General features: G+C 71.3%; 18 protein-coding genes and 2 tRNA genes. 12 read left to right on the top strand and 8 right to left on the bottom strand.

Annotation, left to right across the window (positions count from 1 at the left end; translation table 11 throughout):
* Window positions 1-3: 3 nt before the first annotated feature.
* Window positions 4-80 (bottom strand) — tRNA-Pro (locus tag ACWCPN_RS02195).
* Window positions 81-242: 162 nt separating this feature from the next.
* On the opposite strand from ACWCPN_RS02195, the gene ACWCPN_RS02200 reads away from it, so the two are divergent.
* Window positions 243-316 (top strand) — tRNA-Gly (locus ACWCPN_RS02200).
* Window positions 317-496: 180 nt separating this feature from the next.
* On the opposite strand, the gene ACWCPN_RS02205 is transcribed toward ACWCPN_RS02200, so the two are convergent.
* Window positions 497-691, bottom strand: coding sequence for a hypothetical protein (locus ACWCPN_RS02205; RefSeq protein ID WP_143632335.1), 195 nt, complete (start codon window positions 689-691; stop codon window positions 497-499).
* 534 nt (window positions 692-1,225) lie between these two features.
* On the opposite strand from ACWCPN_RS02205, the gene ACWCPN_RS02210 reads away from it, so the two are divergent.
* Window positions 1,226-2,320 carry an acyltransferase family protein gene (locus tag ACWCPN_RS02210; RefSeq protein WP_451201867.1) on the top strand — a complete coding sequence of 365 codons (1,095 nt, stop codon included), beginning with the start codon at window positions 1,226-1,228 and terminating at the stop codon, window positions 2,318-2,320.
* Between the two features lie 9 nt (window positions 2,321-2,329).
* Here the strand turns inward: ACWCPN_RS02210 and ACWCPN_RS02215 are convergent, their stop codons facing one another.
* Together ACWCPN_RS02215 and ACWCPN_RS02220 are read right to left on the bottom strand one after the other, a co-directional pair.
* The gene (locus ACWCPN_RS02215; protein WP_199210541.1) at window positions 2,330-2,797 is read right to left on the bottom strand and encodes an HD domain-containing protein; all 468 of its coding nucleotides are present in this window, start codon (window positions 2,795-2,797) and stop codon (window positions 2,330-2,332) included.
* A 40-nt stretch (window positions 2,798-2,837) separates the two neighbouring features.
* Window positions 2,838-4,010 (bottom strand): SpoIIE family protein phosphatase, encoded by a 1,173-nt coding sequence (locus tag ACWCPN_RS02220; RefSeq protein ID WP_199210542.1) that lies wholly within the window; start codon window positions 4,008-4,010, stop codon window positions 2,838-2,840.
* Between the two features lie 175 nt (window positions 4,011-4,185).
* On the opposite strand from ACWCPN_RS02220, the gene ACWCPN_RS02225 reads away from it, so the two are divergent.
* Window positions 4,186-5,427, top strand: coding sequence for a GNAT family N-acetyltransferase (locus ACWCPN_RS02225; RefSeq protein WP_451201869.1), 1,242 nt, complete (start codon window positions 4,186-4,188; stop codon window positions 5,425-5,427).
* Window positions 5,428-5,460: 33 nt separating this feature from the next.
* On the opposite strand, the gene ACWCPN_RS02230 is transcribed toward ACWCPN_RS02225, so the two are convergent.
* Both ACWCPN_RS02230 and ACWCPN_RS02235 read right to left on the bottom strand, forming a co-directional pair.
* The gene (locus tag ACWCPN_RS02230; protein WP_451201870.1) at window positions 5,461-6,270 is read right to left on the bottom strand and encodes an Fpg/Nei family DNA glycosylase; all 810 of its coding nucleotides are present in this window, start codon (window positions 6,268-6,270) and stop codon (window positions 5,461-5,463) included.
* A gap of 86 nt (window positions 6,271-6,356) precedes the next feature.
* Window positions 6,357-6,842, bottom strand: coding sequence for a ribose-5-phosphate isomerase (locus tag ACWCPN_RS02235; protein WP_451201872.1), 486 nt, complete (start codon window positions 6,840-6,842; stop codon window positions 6,357-6,359).
* A gap of 203 nt (window positions 6,843-7,045) precedes the next feature.
* Here ACWCPN_RS02235 and ACWCPN_RS02240 point away from each other — a divergent pair, with 203 nt between their 5' ends.
* A complete protein-coding gene (locus tag ACWCPN_RS02240) occupies window positions 7,046-8,470 on the top strand; it encodes an amino acid permease (protein ID WP_392291632.1) in 1,425 nt (474 codons plus the stop codon).
* A gap of 98 nt (window positions 8,471-8,568) precedes the next feature.
* Here ACWCPN_RS02240 and ACWCPN_RS02245 read toward each other — a convergent pair whose 3' ends face one another.
* Window positions 8,569-9,150 carry a biotin transporter BioY gene (locus ACWCPN_RS02245; protein ID WP_451201874.1) on the bottom strand — a complete coding sequence of 194 codons (582 nt, stop codon included), beginning with the start codon at window positions 9,148-9,150 and terminating at the stop codon, window positions 8,569-8,571.
* A 421-nt stretch (window positions 9,151-9,571) separates the two neighbouring features.
* Here ACWCPN_RS02245 and ACWCPN_RS02250 point away from each other — a divergent pair, with 421 nt between their 5' ends.
* The 8 genes from ACWCPN_RS02250 to ACWCPN_RS02285 all read left to right on the top strand — a co-directional run bounded on the left by ACWCPN_RS02250 (window position 9,572) and on the right by ACWCPN_RS02285 (window position 18,158).
* Complete coding sequence (locus tag ACWCPN_RS02250; RefSeq protein WP_451201875.1) at window positions 9,572-10,771, top strand: ROK family protein; 1,200 nt, start codon at window positions 9,572-9,574, stop codon at window positions 10,769-10,771.
* A gap of 241 nt (window positions 10,772-11,012) precedes the next feature.
* Window positions 11,013-12,080 (top strand): ABC transporter substrate-binding protein, encoded by a 1,068-nt coding sequence (locus ACWCPN_RS02255; protein WP_451201876.1) that lies wholly within the window; start codon window positions 11,013-11,015, stop codon window positions 12,078-12,080.
* Window positions 12,077-12,928: an ABC transporter permease gene (locus ACWCPN_RS02260; RefSeq protein WP_451201877.1), complete on the top strand. Its 852-nt coding sequence runs from the start codon at window positions 12,077-12,079 to the stop codon at window positions 12,926-12,928. The genes ACWCPN_RS02255 and ACWCPN_RS02260 overlap by 4 nt, the downstream gene beginning before the upstream one ends.
* On the top strand, window positions 12,904-13,638 hold the full coding sequence (locus tag ACWCPN_RS02265; RefSeq protein ID WP_451201879.1) for an ABC transporter ATP-binding protein: 735 nt from the start codon (window positions 12,904-12,906) through the stop codon (window positions 13,636-13,638). The genes ACWCPN_RS02260 and ACWCPN_RS02265 overlap by 25 nt, the downstream gene beginning before the upstream one ends.
* Window positions 13,635-14,972 (top strand): LLM class flavin-dependent oxidoreductase, encoded by a 1,338-nt coding sequence (locus ACWCPN_RS02270; RefSeq protein WP_451201880.1) that lies wholly within the window; start codon window positions 13,635-13,637, stop codon window positions 14,970-14,972. The genes ACWCPN_RS02265 and ACWCPN_RS02270 overlap by 4 nt, the downstream gene beginning before the upstream one ends.
* A gap of 14 nt (window positions 14,973-14,986) precedes the next feature.
* Window positions 14,987-15,877 carry a TauD/TfdA dioxygenase family protein gene (locus ACWCPN_RS02275; RefSeq protein ID WP_451201882.1) on the top strand — a complete coding sequence of 297 codons (891 nt, stop codon included), beginning with the start codon at window positions 14,987-14,989 and terminating at the stop codon, window positions 15,875-15,877.
* Window positions 15,878-15,996: 119 nt separating this feature from the next.
* Window positions 15,997-17,379 carry an amino acid permease gene (locus ACWCPN_RS02280; RefSeq protein ID WP_451201883.1) on the top strand — a complete coding sequence of 461 codons (1,383 nt, stop codon included), beginning with the start codon at window positions 15,997-15,999 and terminating at the stop codon, window positions 17,377-17,379.
* 131 nt (window positions 17,380-17,510) lie between these two features.
* A complete protein-coding gene (locus ACWCPN_RS02285; RefSeq protein ID WP_365129632.1) occupies window positions 17,511-18,158 on the top strand; it encodes a superoxide dismutase in 648 nt (215 codons plus the stop codon).
* Window positions 18,159-18,266: 108 nt separating this feature from the next.
* On the opposite strand, the gene ACWCPN_RS02290 is transcribed toward ACWCPN_RS02285, so the two are convergent.
* Window positions 18,267-18,929, bottom strand: a complete 663-nt coding sequence (locus tag ACWCPN_RS02290; RefSeq protein WP_365129633.1) for a mycothiol-dependent nitroreductase Rv2466c family protein — start codon at window positions 18,927-18,929, stop codon at window positions 18,267-18,269.
* Between the last annotated feature and the right edge of the window lie 105 nt (window positions 18,930-19,034).

Raw genomic sequence — 19,034 nt, forward strand, 5'->3', positions numbered from 1 at the left:
CGGTGGTCGGGGTGGCGGGATTTGAACCCACGGCCTTCCGCTCCCAAAGCGGACGCGCTACCAAGCTGCGCCACACCCCGTCTGGTGCGACACGTAGGGTACATGTCCCGGCCGATTCCGTCGGCCGGTTTCACCGCCGCCGCGCGTACGGCATCGCCGCAGTCCAACACGTTGGCCTCCGCGGCGGGCGACCCGCTACGATGCTCTCCAGTGCCACGGTCGCAGACCGGCGGCGCCTTGTCGCGGGCGTAGCTCAATGGTAGAGCCCTAGTCTTCCAAACTAGCTACGCGGGTTCGATTCCCGTCGCCCGCTCCACACGGCTCAGGGCCGGGTGCGAGGGTCACTCCCCCCACCCGGCCCTGATCGTTTTCCGCGCAGGCCCCGCCGCCCACCGCGCAGTGACCGCCGCACCTCGGGCGGCCTCGCCCGCGCGCCTGCCCACCCGTCGGGCGCGGCCAAAGCCGCGCTCGGGCAGGGCGGAGGTGCGGGCGAGGATCAGAAGCTGATCTGGTTGATCGTCTCCGCTATCGAGTTCATGAAGCGGTTGATCGACGGCGCCATGCCGGTCGAGGCGAGGAAGAAGCCGAAGAGGACGGCGACGATGGCCGGGCCGGCCTTGATGTTCCCCCCTCGGATCAGCACCACAAGGATGATCGCCAACAGCAGCACCACGGACAGTGAAATGGCCACAACTGATCACACCTTCGGTCGGTCCGCTCTCCCGGCCCTGGGACGCGGCCCCGCGCACCCCAGCCAGAACCATCGTGCCACCAACCCGGCCCTTGTATGCGGGCCGTGACGCAACGTGGGGTGCCGGTCCGCCGCCGACGAGACCCCGCACAGTAATTCGACGCGCACACCGGCACCTGCGGCACAGGGAATTGCGCAGCTTGGTTTCCATGTCCACACATCACATGCGCAGGTAATTCGAATTGATGACACAGAGACGTCGTATGACCCAATTAGTCAGGATGAATCGGTACATCGGGGGCGAACATGGGGTGTCGCTGTGCCCACCATCACGTGGACAGGGCAGGCAAGTTATGTAAATCAACGGGTACCCGAACGCGATAACCAGGAATAACAGGCGGGGTTTTACGGAATCCCGCAGTCGACGCTAGGGTGCCTGAGATGTTTGAAGCCGCCTCGTCCCCCGGCCAGAACCGCAGACCACTCCCCCCGGCACAGTCGCCGGCCGACGGAGTGCCCGGTCCGCGTACCCCGATGAGCGAGCAGAAGGGGCGGACGCCGGTGGACAGACCGGGCAAACAGCGCGACTCGTTCTTCGACAACGCCAAGTACCTGGCCATCGTGCTGGTCGCGATGGGCCACGCCTGGGAGCCGCTGAAGGGCGACAGCCGCATCCTGGAAGGCCTGTACACGGTCGTGTACACCTTCCACATGCCGGCCTTCATCATCATCTCCGGCTTCTTCTCGCGCAGTTTCGACATGCGTCCGGACCGGCTGAAGCGGCTGATCACCGGTGTGGCCGTGCCGTACGTCCTCTTCGAGACGGCGTACCCGCTCTTCAAGAACCTCGTCGACCACTCCGACGAGGAGATCAGCCTTCTCGATCCCTGGTACCTGACCTGGTTCCTGGTCGCCCTGTTCGTCTGGCGGCTCACCACGCCCGTGTGGAAGCTGGTGCGCTGGCCGCTTCCGGTGGCCATCGGCATCGCCATGCTGGCCAGCGTCGCCCCGAGCATCGGTGACGACCTCGACCTCCAGCGCGTGCTGCAGTTCCTGCCCTACTTCGTGCTCGGCCTGTGCATGAAGCCCGAGCACTTCCACATGGTGCGCCGGCGCTGGGTGCGGGTCGCCTCGGTGCCGGTGTTCGCGGCCGCGCTCGCGTTCGGCTGGTGGGCGGTGCCGCGCATGAACACGGCGTGGTTCTACCACCGTGACTCCGCGCAGGAGCTGGGCGCGCCGTGGTGGATCGGCCCGGTGATGGTGCTCGCGATGATGGGCTGCTCGCTGCTGCTGACGGCCTGCTTCTTCGCCTGGGTGCCGCGCCGCAGGATGTGGTTCACGGCCCTGGGCGCGGGCACCCTGTACGGCTACCTCCTGCACGGCTTCCTGGTGAAGTTCGCCGACTACCGCGGCTGGTTCGACCACTCCGCGTTGCACCACCCGCTCGGCGAGATCCTGGTCACCCTGGTCGCGGCCGCCGTCGTCACGCTGCTGTGCACCGCTCCGGTGCGGCGGCTGTTCCGGTTCGCGATGGAGCCGAAGATGTCCTGGGCGTTCAAGCAGGACGCGGCCGAACTGGCCCGCGAACGCCAGCAGAAGGAGCGCGAGCGCGAGAAGGTCAGCGCCTAGGTCTCCCGCTCAGCACCCGGCCCCGCCCTGGCCCAGACCGAGAAGTGCCCGCATCCGCGCGTACTTCTCGGTCAGTCGTTTCCGGGTCGGTTCGTCCAGGACCGCCAGCCGGGCCGGGTCGGCGTTGTGCGCGAGGTCGGCCTCCTTCACCAGCAGCGCGCCCGGGGTGGCGAGGATGCGCCGCGCGTACTCTCCGGGCTCCTCGCCGGCCCGTTTGGTGACGGCGCGCACGACGGCCTTGGTCCGTTCCGTCAGGGCCGCCCCCTCGAGCCACTCCTCGCTCAGCGCGCCGTCCTCCACGGCGTCGTGGAGCCAGGCCGCCGCGATCTGCTCGGCGTCCCCGCCCCGGGCCCGTACCCCTTCGGCGACGGCCGCGAGGTGTTCGGCGTACGGCCGCCCCGCCTTGTCGGTCTGTCCTTCGTGCGCGGCCCGCGCGAGGCTCTCGACCTCGCCGGGGCCGAGTGGCGTCCCGTTCATCGCCCCAGTGTCCCCGGTGCGCGGGGCGTCCGGTAGCGGGTCAGCGGGGAGCCTGCGTGGCGTCGCGGCAGATCAGCAGCAGGGCCCGGTCGTCGTTGACGTCCTTGGCGACCGCCTCGATGAGGTGCCAGGCGGCGCCGTGGAAGCCGCCGGCCACATAGCGGTCGGCCTCGCCGGTGAGGCGGTCGATGCCCTCGACGATGTCCCGGTCGGAGGTCTCCACCAGGCCGTCCGTGAAGAGCATGAGCACGTCGCCGGGCCGCAGCGAGCCCTTCATGGAGTCGAACTGCGCGCCGTCGTAGACCCCGAGCAGCGGGCCCTCGGCGGCCTTCTCCTCCCAGCGGCCGCTGCCCGCGCTGAGCTGGAGGCCCGGCGGGTGCCCCGCGGAGTACAGCTCGTAGTCACCGGAGTCCAGGTCCAGGACCAGGTGGATGGAGGTGGCGAAGCCCTCGTCCCAGTCCTGGCGGAGCAGGTAGCCGTTGGCGGCCGGGAGGAAGGCGTGCGGCGGCAGGGAGCCGAGCAGGCCGCCGAAGGCGCCGGACAGCAGCAGGGCGCGCGACGCGGCGTCCATGCCCTTGCCGGAGACGTCCGTGAGGACGACCTCCAGGGTGCGGCCCCCGTTGGTGCGGGCCGCGACCACGAAGTCGCCCGAGAAGGACTGGCCGCCCGCCGGGCGCAGCGCCATCTCGTGGTGCCAGCCCTGCGGCAGCTTCGGCAGCGTGCTCTGCACCCGGATCCGCTCGCGCAGGTCGAACAGCATGGTGCCGCCGCGCCGCCAGGGCACGCCGACCCGGCTGCGGAACTGCGCGGTGAGCAGTCCGAAGAAGCCGCACGCGGCGACCACCAGGACCACGCCCGGGGTGACCCGCGAGGGTCCCTCGGTGTACGGGCCGAGCCGCACCGACTCCACGATCAGCGCGGTGGCGGCGGTGGCGTACAGACCGAGCAGGCTGGCCGGGCGCAGCACCAGGCCGCCCGCGACGATCGGCAGCACCAGCGCGCCCGGCGAGAACCACACCGAGTTGCCGAGTGTCAGTGCCGTCAGGACGGGGATGGTGAGCAGCAGGCCGACGAGCGCGATCCAGTCCGAGCCGTCACCGCGGAAGTAGTCCACGGCGCTTCTGCGCAGGCCGACGCGGACCCGGTGCCACTGCATCTTCCACCGGGCCGTGAACGTCTCGGCCTTCGAGCGCCGCGCTCGTCCTGCTGCCATCAGTTCGGGACCCTATCCATCGGACCAGCCCCTTGGCACGGGAGGTCCCACTTGTCCCCCGTGCGAGGCTCCGCTTCGCGGTTCGACTTCACAGTGAACGGCACGAACGGCGTTCGCGCCGCCGCCTGGGAGAAATTCGCTGGCTCGTCCCGGGACGCGCTGGTAGGCATGGCCCATGGCGACCGAGCGTGTGACCGAGCTGACAGTGCTGCGCCCCGAGGAGTGGGGCGGATGGTTCGACCACCTGATCCGCGCCTTCGGCGCCGGCGAGACCTCCGCGGAGGAGCGCGAACTGGACCGGTCGGTCACCGAGTTCGACCGATCGCTGGCCGCCCGGGACGGGGACACGCTCGTGGGGACGGCCGGGGCGTTCAGCTTCCGGATGACCGTCCCCGGCGGCTCGCAGGTGCCCACCGCGGGCGTCACCATGGTGAGCGTCTCCGCCACGCACCGGCGGCGCGGGGTGCTGACCTCGATGATGCGCCGCCAGCTCGACGACGTGCGCGCGCTCGGTGAGCCGCTCGCCGCGCTGACCGCCTCCGAGCCGGCGATCTACGGCCGGTTCGGGTACGGAGCGGCGACCTTCCAGCTGCACGCGGAGATCGACACGGCCCGGGTGGCCCTGGCCCCGGTCGCGGGCAGCGGGGAGGTGCGGCTGCGGTACGCGCAGCCCGCCGAGGTGCTGGCCGAGTGCGAGGCGGTGTACGCGGCACTGGTGCCCCGCAGGCCCGGGATGCTCGCCCGGCAGCCGAACTGGGAGCAGGCCGGTCTGGTCGACCCGGCGAGCGGCCGGGACGGCGCGTCGGCGCTGCAGTGCGTGGTGGCCGAACGGGACGGCGCGGTCACCGGGTTCGCCCGGTTCCGCACCAAGCTCGGCTGGGGTCCGAGCGGGCACGACGGCACCGTGTCGCTGGAGGACCTGGCCGCGCTGGACCCGGCGACCGACGCGGCGCTGTGGCGCTTCCTGTTCGACATCGACCTGATGACGACCCTGAACGTGCGCGGGCGGCCGGTCGACGACGCCTGGCAGTACCTGGTCTCCGACATCCGGCGCTGCCGGCCGCGCTTCCGGGACGCCTGCCATCTCCGGCTCGTCGAGGTCGGTGCGGCCCTGTCGGCCCGTACCTACCAGGCGCCGGTGGACGTCGTGTTCGAGGTGGAGGACGCCTTCTGCCCCTGGAACGCGGGGCGCTGGCGGCTGACCGGCGACGCCAAGGGCGCGTCCTGCGAGCGCACCCGGGAGGCCGCCGACCTGGAGCTGTCCGTGCGGGAGCTGGGGTCGGCGTACCTGGGCGGGGTGTCGCTGCTGTCGCTGGCGGCGGCCGGCCGGGTGCGGGAGCTGCGGCCGGGGGCGCTGGCGGAGGCGGCGGTGGCGTTCGGCTCGCCGGTGGCGCCTTGGCTGCCGCACGGCTTCTGACCGGGAGGGGCTGAGCCCCGCTCGTGCCTCCGGTCAGGGTTTCTGGCAGGTGGGGCACCAGAAGAGGTTGCGGGCGGCGAGGCCGGCGGTGCGGATGCCGGTGCCGCAGATGTGACAGGGCCGGGTGGCCCGGCGGTAGACGTACACCTCGCCGCCGTGGTCGTCCACGCGGGGCGGGCGGCCCATGGCCTCGGGGGTGTGTTCGGGGCGGACGGTGTCGATGCGGTTGTGGCGCACGCCCTCGCGCATGAGCGCGACCAGGTCCGACCAGATCGCCTCCCACTCGGCCGGGGTGAGGTCCCGGCCCGGACGGTAGGGGTCGATGCCGTGCCGGAAGAGGACCTCGGCCCGGTACACGTTGCCGACACCGGCGATGACCTTCTGGTCCATCAGCAGCGCGGCGACGGTCGTGCGGCTGCGGGAGATCCTCCGGTAGGCGGCGTCGGGGTCGGCGTCCGCTCGGAGCGGGTCGGGGCCGAGGCGGTCGTGCACGGCCCGCTTCTCGGCGTCGGTGACGAGCGCGCAGGTGGTGGGGCCGCGCAGGTCGACGTAGTCGGTGCCGGTGGCGAGCCGGAGCCGGACGGTGTCGGTGGGCGGGGGCGCGGGGGCCGGGCCGAAGGCGACCTTGCCGAAGAGGCCGAGGTGGATGTGGACCCAGTCGGCGTCCCGGAACCGGAGGAAGAGGTGCTTGCCGTGGGCCTCGGTGCCGGTCAGGGGGGCACCGTCCAGCAGGTCCGCCGCGTCGGAGAACTTGCCCTGGGGGCTGGTCACCCGGGGAGCGGTGCCCTGGAAGCGCTCCGCGTAGTCCTGGGCCAGCCGGTGGATGGTGTGCCCTTCTGGCACGGCTGAGGTGTCCTTTCCTGCCGCCGGCCCGTCCCGGCCGGTGGAGAGGCCGCGGGGGCCCGGCACCGGACCGGGCCCCGACGGCGCTACTGCTGCGGGTGGTGGGCCGGGATCGGGGGCAGGTCGCCCGTCGTCTCGTAGCCGGCGAGCATGTCGATGCGGCGGATGTGACGCTCGTCACCGGAGAACGGGGTGTTGAGGAACACCTCGACGAACTTCGTCGCCTCCTCCGTGCTGTGCATGCGCGCGCCCACCGCGACGACGTTGGCGTCGTTGTGCTGGCGGCCGAGGCCGGCCGTCTCCTCGCTCCAGGCCAGCGAGGCGCGCACACCCTTCACCTTGTTCGCGGCGATCTGCTCCCCGTTGCCGGAGCCGCCGATCACGATGCCGAGCGCGTCGGGGTCGGCGGCGGTCCGCTCGGCCGCGCGCAGGCAGAAGGGCGGGTAGTCGTCCTGGGCGTCGTAGATGTGGGGCCCGCAGTCGACGGGCTCGTGCCCCGCCGCCTTGAGCCAGTCGACGAGGTGGTTCTTGAGTTCGTAGCCCGCATGGTCGGAGCCGAGATACACGCGCATGGGACGAGTGTGACACGCCGGTTTCCGGGAAGCAGCCGCGGGTGTGACAAGGACGGAATGTGAATCCGGCCATAGATCCTCAAGAGAACCTCAAGTAACAATCTGGATTCAGAGGTTCCTGAATCTGTTCACCTCGGATTCACTGGACCGGCTCGTACACCGCTCGTGCGGGCAGCTCCACCTGGCGTAAAGGAAATCCGTCCATGACCCCTGGTTCGGGCCTTCAAGCAGGACTGAAAAACCGCCACCTGACGATGATCGCGATCGGTGGCGTCATCGGAGCCGGCCTCTTCGTCGGCTCCAGTACCGGTATCGCTACCGCGGGACCGGGCATCCTTCTGTCGTACGCCCTCGTCGGCACCCTCGTGGTGCTGGTGATGCGCATGCTCGGCGAGATGTCCGCCGCCAACCCCACCTCCGGTTCGTTCTCCGCGCACGCCGACCGTGCGCTGGGACCGTGGGCCGGTTTCTCCATCGGCTGGCTCTACTGGTTCTTCTGGGTCGTCGTGCTGGCCGTGGAGGCCACCGCCGGCGCGAAGATCCTCGAGGGCTGGATCCCGGCCGTGCCGCAATGGGGCTGGGCGCTCATCGTGATGTTCGTCCTGACCGCGACCAACCTGGTCTCGGTCGGCTCCTACGGCGAATTCGAGTTCTGGTTCGCCGGCATCAAGGTCGTGGCGATCGGCGCGTTCATCGTCGTCGGCCTGCTGGCCGTGTTCGGCGTACTGCCGGGCGCGCACACCGACAAGGCGAGTTTCGCCAACCTCACCTCGCACGGCGGCTTCCTGCCACACGGCCCCGGCGCGATCCTCACGGGTGTGCTGCTGGTCGTCTTCTCCTTCATGGGCAGCGAGATCGCGACCCTGGCGGCCGGCGAGTCCGAGGACCCGCAGCGCGCCGTCACCAAGTCGACCAACAGCATCATCTGGCGTATCGGCGTCTTCTACCTGGGCTCGATCCTGATCGTCGTCACGCTGCTGCCGTGGAACGACCCGGCCATCGAGAAGGACGGCTCGTATGTCGCCGCCCTCGGCTCGCTGGGCATCCCGCACGCCGGCCAGGTCATGAACTTCATCGTGCTGACGTCGGTGCTGTCCTGCCTGAACTCCGGTCTGTACACGGCCTCCCGGATGGCCTTCTCGCTCGGCCAGCGCGGTGACGCGCCCAAGGCGTTCGCGCGGACCACGTCCCGCGGTGTGCCGCGGGCGGCGATCCTCGCGTCCGTGCTCTTCGGCTTCGCCGCCGTCTTCTTCAACTACAAGTTCCCGGACACGGTCTTCCTCTTCCTGCTCAACTCGAGCGGCGCGGTCGCCCTGTTCGTGTGGCTGGCGATCTGCTTCTCGCAGCTTCGGATGCGGCGGATCATCCAGCGGGAGGCGCCGGAGAAGCTCGTCGTGAAGATGTGGCTGTACCCGTACCTGACCTGGGCGACGGCCATCCTGATCATCGGCATCTTCGGCTACATGCTGACCGACACCGAGGGTGAGAGCAGCGGTCGCACGACCGTCGAGCTCTCCCTGCTGGTGGCCGCCGTCGTGATCGCGGCCTCCCTGGTCAAGCAGAAGATCGCGGGCCGCCGGCCTGCTCCGGCCGTGGAGGACACGGCGGAGAAGGTGTCGGTCGGCTGACCGCACCCGGCCCACGGCCATGACGAAGGGGAGGGAGTCCCGCACGGGACTCCCTCCCCTTCGTCGTTCGCGGGCCCGGCCCCCGCAGGGGCGGGGCGTCAGCGCCGGCCGGTGAGCTTCCAGGCGGCGGGCAGCGCGCCCATGGCGAGGGCCGCCTTCAGGGCATCGCCGATCAGGAACGGGGTGAGGCCGGCGGCGACGGCCTGGGAGAAGGACAGGTGGGCGGCCAGGGCCAGGTAGGGCACGCCGACCGCGTAGATGATCGCCTCACCGAGGACCATGGTGCCCGCCATGCGCAGCGGGGAGCGGTCGGCGCCACGGCGGGCCAGGGCGCCGACGGCGGCGGAGGCGAGCAGCATGCCGAGGACGTAGCCGAAGGAGACGGCGCCCGCGCCGGAGCCGCCTTCCGCGAACCACGGCAGGCCGGCCACGCCCGCGAGCGCGTACAGGGCGAGGGAGAGGAAGCCGCGGCGGGCGCCGAGGGCGGTGCCGACGAGCAGCGCGGCGAAGGTCTGGCCGGTCACCGGCACCGGGGAGCCGGGCACGGGCACCGCGATCTGGGCCGCGAGGCCGGTGAGCACGGCACCGCCGAGCACCAGCGCGATGTCGCGGGTCCGCGAGGCGGGCAGCAGGTCGGAAAGGACTTCACCGGGGCGGACGGTTGCGGTGGCGGTGCTCATGGGGACTCCGCGTGGGGCGAGGGCAGATGGGACACCGTGACGCTATCCCGGCGGCCTCGCGGTGATCACCGTCAGCGATCGACAAAGGGGGGAACGAGGGCTTGGTGGGCACCCGACAAAGGGTGGCGGTTACACCCGGTACGGCGTGACAACGGTCACTGAGGCGGGGATGCGCGGCTCACTCGGCGGGCCGCCGGCGGGACTGTGGAACCCCGCCAACGAACCCTGGTGGACTGGTCGGATTCCCCCTTCCTGCCCTACGCTTCCGGCATGGTTGCCCAGGCCCGGTACTTCACGTCGCGTCGCTACGTCGACCTGCGACGGCAGGGCACGGCCACCTGTCACCGTCCGGGGTAGGGCGCACCCCCGGCGCGCCTCGCCCTCCGAGACGTGTCGGCCCCGTTCCCGAGGACGGTCCCCCATGCCCCGTACCGCGGCATCCACCCTTGTCTCACCCGTTCCCCGCGCCGCCGACAGCGACCGGCGGCGCACGAGCGCCAGCGTCGTGCTGCGGTCCGTGCTGGAGCACGGCCCGGTGGCGCGCAGCACCGTCGCCCGGCTGACCGGGCTGTCCCCCGCGGCCGTGACCGAGCACTGCGCCCGGCTGACGGGCCTCGGGCTGCTCCGTGAGGAGGCGGCGCCGCGCCGCTCGAACGGCGTGGGGCGGCCGCACGTCCCCGTCGACCTCGACACCGGGCGGTTCGTGGTCGGCGGGGTGCACGTGGCCGTGCCGTACACCACGGTCGCGCTGCTCGATCTGCGCGGCCGGGTCGTCGCCCGGCGCGAGCTGAAGCACGAACGGCCGGACCCGGGACGGGTGCTGGCCCGCGCCGCCGACGCGCTGGCGGCGCTGCTCGCGCGGGCGCCGGAGCGCCGGCCGCTGGGGGTCGGTGTCGCCGCCGGGGGCTGGGTGGACCGGGAGTCCGGCACCGTCGTGGAGCACGAACTCCTGGGCTGGCGCGAGGTTCCGGTGCGGAAGCCGCTCGCGGACCGCACCGGCCTGCCCGTCCACGTCGACGGGCACGCGCGGGCGCTGGTGAGCGGTGAGCGGCTGTTCGGGCGGGCCCGGGGCAGCCGCAGCGTGCTGCACCTGTTCGTCGGCAACATGGTCGACGCGGCGTTCGCCACCAACGACGAGGTGCACCACGGGCCCCGCTCGCAGGCCGGTGCGATCGCCCACCTTCCGGTGCCGGGCGGCACCGAGCCCTGCGTCTGCGGCCGTACGGGCTGCCTGCAGGCCGAGTTGAGCGAGCGGACGCTGTGCCGGCGGGCCCGGGCGGCCGGGGTGAGCGACTCGGAGAACCCGATGCACGTGGTGGCCGCGGCGGCGGCCGGTGACGCGGTGGCCCGGCGGCTGCTGGTGGAGCGGGCGCGGGCGACGGGTCGGGCGGCCGGGCTGCTGCTGGACGTGCTCAACCCGGAGACGGTCGTGGTGACCGAGGTGGGCTCCATGCGCTTCGACGACTGCCTGACCGCGCTGCGGGAAGCGGCCGGGATGCGGCGCGCGGCGTCCGTGCTGCCGACGAGTTTCCCGGATTCGGTGCTCGCGCTGGCAGGCGGCTCGGTGATGCTGGACGTGCTGTTCCGGGATCCGCTGGGCGTGTCACCTGAGGCTATTTAATTCAGAAACTCGGAATGTTGACAGGGGGCGGAGATGGCGACGAACATGCTGGTCATGAACCCGCTCACGAGCTGTCGCACCCTCTGTTGCTGACATGTTGCCGCGCATGAAGCGCGTGTTTCCGTCTGCGTGAGTTCTCTTTCCACAAGCTCTCCCATGAGCTTTTCTTCCGGCTTTCCGCCGGTAATTCCGGCTGCCTTACGGCTTGCCTTTCCGCTGTGCGTACCCAGGGAGTCCTCCCATGTCTGCTCCGCCTGTCACCGGCCTCGACCGCCGCCTGTTCCTGACCTCCCTGCTCGGCGCGTCCGCCGCCGTCGCGGGCCTCGGCGGCTGCGCGGGCGGCAGTGCCGCCGCCGACACCGAGGGCGCCCTCACCCGCCCCCTCGCGGCCAAGGTCCCGGCCGGCACCAGCCTGAAGATCTCCTCCTACCAGAACGTCCAGCAGCTCCAGTTCAAGCTGGCCAAGCTGCCCGCGCTGCCGTTCGAGGTGTCCGACTGGCTCAACATCGGGGCCGGCCCGGACGTCATCAACGCCTTCCGCGCCAAGTCCCTCGATCTCGCCAACAACGCGGGCATCCCGCCGATCCAGGCGCACTACCAGGGCTTCGACGCGCGGATCGTGGCGATCAACGTGACCCGCAAGCCCAACTACCTCTTCGCCACGAAGCCCGGCAGCGACATCCGCACGGCCGAGGACTTCCGCGGCAGGAAGCTCGCCTTCTCGCAGGGCCAGGCCCAGGGTGTCGTGCTGCTGCGGGCGCTGAAGAAGGCGGGCCTGAAGTACGACCAGGTGACGCTGGTCCCGCTGACCAGCAACCAGTTCCTGACCGCCCTGCAGTCCGGCCAGGTCGACGTGGCGCCGCTCGGCAACAGCCAGGCGCCCGCCTATCTCAAGCAGTACGGGGACAAGGGCGCCCGCGTCATCAGGACCGACGTCGTCGACCTGCTCAACCTGCTGTGGGCGCCGCGGTCCGTGCTCGCGGACCCGGCGAAGGCCGCCGCGGTCGCCGCGTACATCCCGCACTGGGCCCGGGGCCAGGTGTGGAGTTACGAGCACCCGGACGTGTGGAACGAGGAGTTCTACGTCAAGACGCAGAACCTGACCCTCGACCAGGCGAAGTCCATCACCGCGCTCGCCAACAAGCCGCTGTTCCCGCCGAGCTGGGACGAGGCGATCAGGTGGGAGCAGGAGACGGCCGATCTGCTCGCCGAGGGCGGGTTCGTGAAGAAGTTCGACGTCTCCTCGCTCTTCGACCACCGCTTCGAGGCCATCGCCGCCCGGGCCGTACCGGCGGAGTACCGGAGGTGAGCGCCGTGACCACGACCACGACCGCCGTGGCGGCACCGGCCGCCGCTGAGGAACTGCCCCAGGTCCGCCGGCGCCGGCGGCTCTCCCCCGGGCGCCGGCTGCCCGCCGCCCGGCTCGCCGGCCCGCTCGCCGTCGTCGCCCTGTGGGCCGTCGCCTCGGCGGCGGGCGCGCTCGACCCGGGCGCGATACCGGCGCCCTGGACGGTGCTGAGGACCGCCGGCCACCTGTGGACCGCCGGCACGCTGCCCACGGACGTGCTCACCTCGCTCAGAAGGGCCGCCTACGGCTTCGCGATCGGCCTGACCGCCGGGGTGCTGCTCGCGCTGGTCTCCGGGCTCAGCCGCGCCGGGGAGGCGCTGATCGACGGGACCGTGCAGCTCAACCGGGCGATCCCGACCCTGGGTCTGATCCCGCTGTTCATCCTCTGGCTGGGCATCGGCGAGACCTTCAAGATCGCCATCATCGCGATCGTCGTCTACATCCCCGTCTACCTGAACACGCACGCCGCGCTGTCCGGTATCGACACCCGGTTCGTCGAACTCGCCGAGGTGCAGGGCCTGTCGAGGTTCGCCTTCGTCCGGCGGGTGGTGATCCCCGGGGCGCTGCCCGGATTCTTCGTGGGTCTCCGGCTCGGCGTCACCGGCTCCTGGCTGGGCCTGGTGGTGCTGGAGCAGATCAACGCCACCAGCGGCCTCGGCTACCTGATGTTCCAGGCGCAGAACTACGGCCAGAGCGACGTCATCCTGGTCGGCCTGCTGATCTACGGCGTCTTCGGCCTGATCTCCGACAGCGTGGTCCGACTCATCGAACGGAGGGTGCTGTCGTGGCGCCGCACACTGAGCAGCTGACCCGGCCCGCGGTACGACTGCGCGGCCTGACCCGGTCGTTCGGCGGCCGGACCGTCCTCGACGACATCGATCTCGACCTGCCCGCAGGCCAGTTCACGGCCCTGCTCGGGCACAGCGGCTCGGGCAAGTCGACCCTGCTGCGGGCCGTCGCCGGACTCGATCACGGAGTGGCGGGCAGCGGGCGGCTCAGCGCCCCGGAGCGGGTGTCGGTGGTCTTCCAGGACTCCCGGCTGCTGCCCTGGGCCCGGGTGCTGGACAACGTCCTGCTCGGCACCGACGGCAAGGACGCCGAAGAACGCGGCCGGGCCGCCCTGGCGGAGGTGGGCCTCGGCGGCCGTGAGCGGGCCTGGCCGGGCGAGCTGTCCGGTGGCGAGGCGCAGCGCGCCGCCCTCGCCCGCTCCCTGGTCCGCGAACCGGAACTGCTGCTGGCGGACGAGCCGTTCGGGGCGCTGGACGCGCTGACCCGGATCCGGATGCACAACCTGCTGCGCGAGCTGTGGAAGCGGCACCGGCCCTCGGTGCTGCTCGTCACCCACGACGTGGACGAGGCGATCGTGCTCGCCGACCGGGTCCTCGTCCTGGACCGGGGCCGGATCGGCCTCGACCTGACCATCGACCGTCCCCACCCGCGCTCCTACCGGGAGCCGGTGCTGGGCGAGTACCGCGAGCGGCTGCTGGCCGCGCTCGGTGTCACGGAGGACCACGAGTGACCACGAGAGAGCTGCACCTCAACGCGTTCCTGATGAACACCGGCCACCACGAGGCGTCGTGGCGGCTGCCGGAGAGCGACCCGTACGCGCACGTCGACCTCGCCCACTACGTGCGGCTGGCCCGGATCGCCGAGCGCGGCACCTTCGACTCGCTCTTCCTCGCCGACGGCCCGCAGCTGTGGAGCAACCTCGCCCAGCGCCCGGCCGGCGCCCTGGAACCGCTCACCCTGCTCACCGCGCTGGCCACGGCCACCGAGCACATCGGGCTGATCGCCACCGCCTCCACCTCCTACAACTCCCCCTACAACCTGGCCCGCCGGTTCGCCTCGCTGGACATCGTCAGCGGCGGCCGGGCCGGCTGGAACATCGTCACCACGGCGGGCCGGGAGGCCGCCCGCAACTTCGGTCTGGACGCCGAACCCGCGCACGCCGAGCGGTACGCCCGCGCCGCCGAGTTCCTCGACGTGTCCCTCAAGCTCTGGGACAGCTGGGAGGACGACGCGATCGTCGCCGACAAGGCGGCCGGCGTCTGGGGCGACGACAGCAAGATCCACCCGCCCCGGCACAAGGGGACGTACTTCGGCGTCGAGGGCGCCCTCAACGTGCCGCGGTCACCGCAGGGCTACCCGCTGCTGGTGCAGGCCGGCTCCTCCGAGGACGGCAAGGACTTCGCCGCGCGGTACGCGGAGGCGGTGTTCACCGCCCAGCAGACCCTCGCGGACGCCCAGGCCTTCTACGCCGACCTCAAGTCCCGCACGGCCGGGGCGGGCCGGGACCCCGGGCACGTCAAGGTGCTGCCCGGCATCGTCCCGGTGCTCGGCTCGACCGAGGCCGAGGCACGGGCCGGCGAGCAGCTCCTGGAGGACCACATCGTCCCCGAGCACGGCCGGGCCCGGCTGGAGAACCTGCTGCACCTGGAGCCCGGCACCCTCGACCTGGACCGGCACCTGCCAGAGGACCTGCCGCCGGAGTCCGCCATCGAGGGCGCCAAGAGCCGCTACACCCTCGTGGTGGAGCTGGCCCGCCGCGAGCGGCTGACCGTACGCCGGCTCATCGGACGGCTCGGGGGCGGACGCGGGCACCTCACCTTCGCCGGGACGCCCGAACAGGTCGCCGGCCAGATCGAGACCTGGTTCACCCAGGGCGCCGCCGACGGCTTCAACATCATGCCCGCCGTGCTGCCCTCCGGCCTGGAGGCCTTCGTCGAGCACGTCGTGCCGATCCTGCGCGAGCGCGGCCTGCTGCGCACCGACTACGGCCCCCGGCAGACCCTGCGGGAGCGCTACGGACTGCCCCGCCCCGCCAACCAGTACCTGACGCCCGCCCTCGTCTGAAAGGACCACCGCACATGTCTCTCGAGATCACCAAGGTCACCGCTCGCATCGGCGCCCGGGTCTCCGGCGTCGACATCTCCCGGCCGCTCGCCGCCGAGGAGGTCGCCGGCATCCGCGAGGCGCTGAACGCCCACAAGGCGCTCGTCTTCGACGACGTGCGCCTGGACGACGCCGGCCAGCAGGCCTTCGTCCGCCACCTCGGCGACCTCACCACCGCCCATCCGACGGTCGGCGCCGTCGACGGCTCCCCGAACGTGCTGCCCGTGGACAGCGAACGGGGCCGCGCCAACCACTGGCACACGGACGTCACCTTCGTCCTCAACCCGCCGCAGGCCAGCACCCTGCGTTCGATCACCGTCCCGCCGTACGGCGGGGAGACCCTGATCGCCAACGCGGCGGGCGCGTACCGCGACCTGCCCGAACCGCTGCGCCGGCTCGCCGACACCCTGTGGGCCGAGCACACCAACGACTACGACTACGCGGTGCCGGACGAGGCGATCGACGAGGAGAAGGCCGCCCAGCGCGCCCGGTTCACGTCGATCAAGTACCGCACCGCCCATCCGGTGGTCCGCGTCCACCCGCTGACCGGTGAGCGGGGCCTGTTCATCGGCGGGTTCGCGCAGCGGATCGTGGGGCTCTCGGTGGGCGAGTCCCGCAAGATCCTCGACCTGCTGCAGGCGTACGTCACCCGCCCGGAGAACGTGCTGCGCCACCGCTGGTCGCCGAACCAGCTCGTGCTCTTCGACAACCGCATCACCCAGCACTACGCCATCGACAACTACGACGGGCGGCCGCGCCGGCTGCACCGGGTGACCGCCGCCGGTGACGTCCCGGTCGGTGTCGAGGGCAAGGAGAGCTACTCGATCGAGGGTGACGCCTCGCACTACACGCCGGTCGCCGCGTAACCGGAGTCTCACCCTTCGTACAGCGCGTGTCCGGATGCTGGGCGGCCCCTTCGCCGGAGCGAACGGGCCGCCCAGACTGGCCGGGTTTTTGCCCGCCGATGACTGGACGAGCCGCGCCCATGCCCCACAGCACCCTCGAGACGCCACCGCGGCAGCGGTCCGGCGACTCCCTCTCCCACGGTCTCAAGCAGCGCCACCTGTCGATGATCGCCCTCGGCGGAGTGATCGGCGCCGGCCTGTTCGTCGGCTCCGGCGCCGGTATCGCGGCCGCCGGACCCTCCATCGTCGTCGCTTACGCCGTCTCCGGCGTACTGGTGATGCTGGTGATGCGGATGCTCGGCGAGATGTCCGCCGCCTACCCGTCCTCGGGGTCGTTCTCCGCCCACGCCGAGCGGGCCATGGGGCCGTGGGCCGGGTTCGCCGCCGGCTGGTCGTTCTGGGTGCTGCTGTGCACCGCGGTGGGCCTGGAGGGCATCGGCGCGGCGAACATCGTGCAGGGCTGGCTGCCGCACACCCCGCAGTGGCCCTGGGTGGCCCTGTTCATGCTGGTGTTCTGCGGTGCGAACCTCACGGCCGTGAAGAACTTCGGCGAGTTCGAGTTCTGGTTCGCGGCGCTGAAGGTCGGCGCGATCAGCCTGTTCCTGGTCCTCGGCGGACTGGCCATCGCGGGCGTCCTGCCCGGCACCCGCTCCCCCGGCACCTCCCACCTCGGCGACTTCCTGCCCAACGGCAGCGAGGGGCTGGTGGTCGGCCTGCTGGCCTCGGTCTTCGCCTACGGCGGCCTGGAGACGGTCACCATCGCGGCGGCCGAGTCCCAGGACCCGGTCAAGGGCGTGGCGAGCGCGGTGCGCACCGCCATGTGGCGGATCGCCCTGTTCTACATCGGTTCGATGGCGGTCATCGTGACCCTGGTCCCGTGGAACGCCAAGTCGGTCGTGACGGACGGCCCCTACGTCGCGGCACTGCGGCAGATCGGCCTGCCCGGCGCCGACCAGGTGATGAACGTGGTCATCCTGGTGGCACTGCTGTCGGCGATGAACGCCAACATCTACGGCTCCTCGCGCATCGCCTACTCGCTGGTCGAGCGCGGCCAGGGCCCGAAGGTGCTGGCGAAGGTCTCCGGCGGGGTGCCGCGGATCGCCGTCCTCGTCTCGTCGGTCTTCGGCTTCGGGTGCGTGCTGCTCAGCTACTGGCGGCCGGACGACGTCTTCCCCTGGCTGCTGAACATGATCGGCGCGGTGATCCTGGTCGTCTGGATCTTCATCGCGGTCTCCCAGCTCCTGCTGCGCCGCCGCATCGAGCGGGAGGCGCCGGAGAAGCTGGTCGTGCGGATGTGGGCGTTCCCGTACCTCACCTGGGTCGCCCTGGCCGGCATGGCGGCGATCTTCGTCCTCATGGCCCGGGAGCCGGACACCCGCCTCCAGCTCCTGTCCACCGGCGGCATGACGCTGTTCCTCGCGGCCGTGGGCTACGCCTGGCAGCGAGCCCGCACCAGGAGCTGACCCGCCCCGCCCCGCGCCACCCCGAAGGCCCCCGCGTACGACACGCGGGGGCCTTTGTGTTGCCCGCGCCTTGTTGTTGCTAGCGTGTAGTTGCAAGAGACTTGCAATAAGGTTCGGAGGGGAACCCGCCCATGCCCGTGTACTCGCTGCCCGACCTGCCCTACGACTACTCCGCGCTGGCGCCCGTGATCAGCCCCGAGATCATCGAGCTGCACCACGACAAGCACCACGCGGCCTACGTGAAGGGCGCCAACGACACGCTGGAGCAGCTCGCCGAGGCGCGGGAGAAGGAGGCCTGGGGCGGTGTCAACGGCCTGGAGAAGAACCTGGCCTTCCACCTCTCCGGGCACATCCTGCACTCGATCTACTGGCAGAACATGACCGGCCCGAAGGAGGGCGGCGGCGAGCCCCTCGCGGCGGACGGCGTGGGTGAGCTGGCCGAGGCGGTCAAGGAGTCGTTCGGCTCCTTCGCCGCCTTCCGGACACAGCTCTCCAAGGCCGCGGCCACCACCCAGGGGTCGGGCTGGGGCGTACTGGCGTACGAGCCGCTGAGCGGCCGGCTGATCGTGGAGCAGGTCTACGACCACCAGGGCAACGTCGGTCAGGGCTCGACCCCGCTCCTCGTCTTCGACGCCTGGGAGCACGCCTTCTACCTGCAGTACCGCAACCAGAAGGCGGACTTCGTCGAGGCGATGTGGCAGGTCGTGAACTGGCAGGACGTGGCCCGGCGCCACGAGGCCGCCAGGTCGCGCGCGGACGTGCTGCCGCTCATCCCCTGAGAACGTCCCGCCTCGTGATCGTCTTCTCACCCTTCACGACGGCGGGCGGATGGGGGAGGGCCCCCGCGAGGACGTGACTCGCGGGGGCCCTCCTGCTGTGCGCGGGCTCTACAGGTTGCTGAAGTCCGGGCCCTTGGTGCGGGTCCGCTTGATCTCGTAGAAGCCGGGGACGGAGGCGACCGCGAGGGTGCCGTCCCACAGGCGGGCCGCCTCCTCGCCCTTCGGGGCGGGGGTGACGACCGGGCCGAAGAAGGCGATCTGCTCGCCGTCGGGGCCCGGCACCGCGATGACCGGGGTGCCGACGTCCTGGCCGACCTTCTCGATGCCCTCCTTGTGGGAGGCGCGCAGCTCGGCGTCGAACTCGAAGTCCTCCTGCTCGGCGTACTCGATCAGCTCGGCCGGCAGGCCGACGTCCGCGAGCGCGCCGGCGACGGCCTCCACGGTGGGGCCCTCGCCGTTGTTGTGGATGCGGGTGCCGAGCGCGGTGTAGAGCGGGCCGAGGACGTCCGCCCCGTGCTTCTGCCAGGCGGCGGTGACCACGCGTACCGGCTGCCAGGCCTTGGTGGCGAGCATGTCCCGGTACTCCTCCGGCAGCTCGTCCAGCCGGTTCTCGTTGAGGACGGCGAGGCTCATGATGTGCCAGCTCACCTCGATGTCCCGCACCTTCTCGACCTCCAGCACCCAGCGGGAGGTCATCCAGGCCCAGGGGCACAGCGGGTCGAACCAGAAATCAACGGGGGTCTTGCCGGAGGGGGTCGCGGTCTCGGACATGCTTCTCCTCAGCGAAGGTCTTTTGAAGCGGCAACAGCCCCGCCGCTCCCGCCATTCCCGCCCCGGCCGTGTCGAGGGTTTCCCCTGATGTGCCGTGTCAGGTGC

Source organism: Streptomyces sp. NPDC002386, assembly GCF_053593175.1.

What these genes read in the sequence shown, in the direction of transcription:
- ACWCPN_RS02250 (WP_451201875.1), top strand. Translation starts at nt 9,572, where the DNA reads ATGCCCCGTACCGCGGCATCCACCCTTGTCTCACCCGTTCCCCGCGCC.
- ACWCPN_RS02255 (WP_451201876.1), top strand. Translation starts at nt 11,013, where the DNA reads ATGTCTGCTCCGCCTGTCACCGGCCTCGACCGCCGCCTGTTCCTGACC.
- ACWCPN_RS02225 (WP_451201869.1), top strand. Translation starts at nt 4,186, where the DNA reads ATGGCGACCGAGCGTGTGACCGAGCTGACAGTGCTGCGCCCCGAGGAG.
- ACWCPN_RS02285 (WP_365129632.1), top strand. Translation starts at nt 17,511, where the DNA reads ATGCCCGTGTACTCGCTGCCCGACCTGCCCTACGACTACTCCGCGCTG.
- ACWCPN_RS02275 (WP_451201882.1), top strand. Translation starts at nt 14,987, where the DNA reads ATGTCTCTCGAGATCACCAAGGTCACCGCTCGCATCGGCGCCCGGGTC.
- ACWCPN_RS02220 (WP_199210542.1), bottom strand. Translation starts at nt 4,010, where the DNA reads ATGGCAGCAGGACGAGCGCGGCGCTCGAAGGCCGAGACGTTCACGGCC.
- ACWCPN_RS02280 (WP_451201883.1), top strand. Translation starts at nt 15,997, where the DNA reads ATGCCCCACAGCACCCTCGAGACGCCACCGCGGCAGCGGTCCGGCGAC.
- ACWCPN_RS02235 (WP_451201872.1), bottom strand. Translation starts at nt 6,842, where the DNA reads ATGCGCGTGTATCTCGGCTCCGACCATGCGGGCTACGAACTCAAGAAC.
- ACWCPN_RS02290 (WP_365129633.1), bottom strand. Translation starts at nt 18,929, where the DNA reads ATGTCCGAGACCGCGACCCCCTCCGGCAAGACCCCCGTTGATTTCTGG.
- ACWCPN_RS02215 (WP_199210541.1), bottom strand. Translation starts at nt 2,797, where the DNA reads ATGAACGGGACGCCACTCGGCCCCGGCGAGGTCGAGAGCCTCGCGCGG.
- ACWCPN_RS02240 (WP_392291632.1), top strand. Translation starts at nt 7,046, where the DNA reads ATGACCCCTGGTTCGGGCCTTCAAGCAGGACTGAAAAACCGCCACCTG.
- ACWCPN_RS02245 (WP_451201874.1), bottom strand. Translation starts at nt 9,150, where the DNA reads ATGAGCACCGCCACCGCAACCGTCCGCCCCGGTGAAGTCCTTTCCGAC.
- ACWCPN_RS02210 (WP_451201867.1), top strand. Translation starts at nt 1,226, where the DNA reads ATGAGCGAGCAGAAGGGGCGGACGCCGGTGGACAGACCGGGCAAACAG.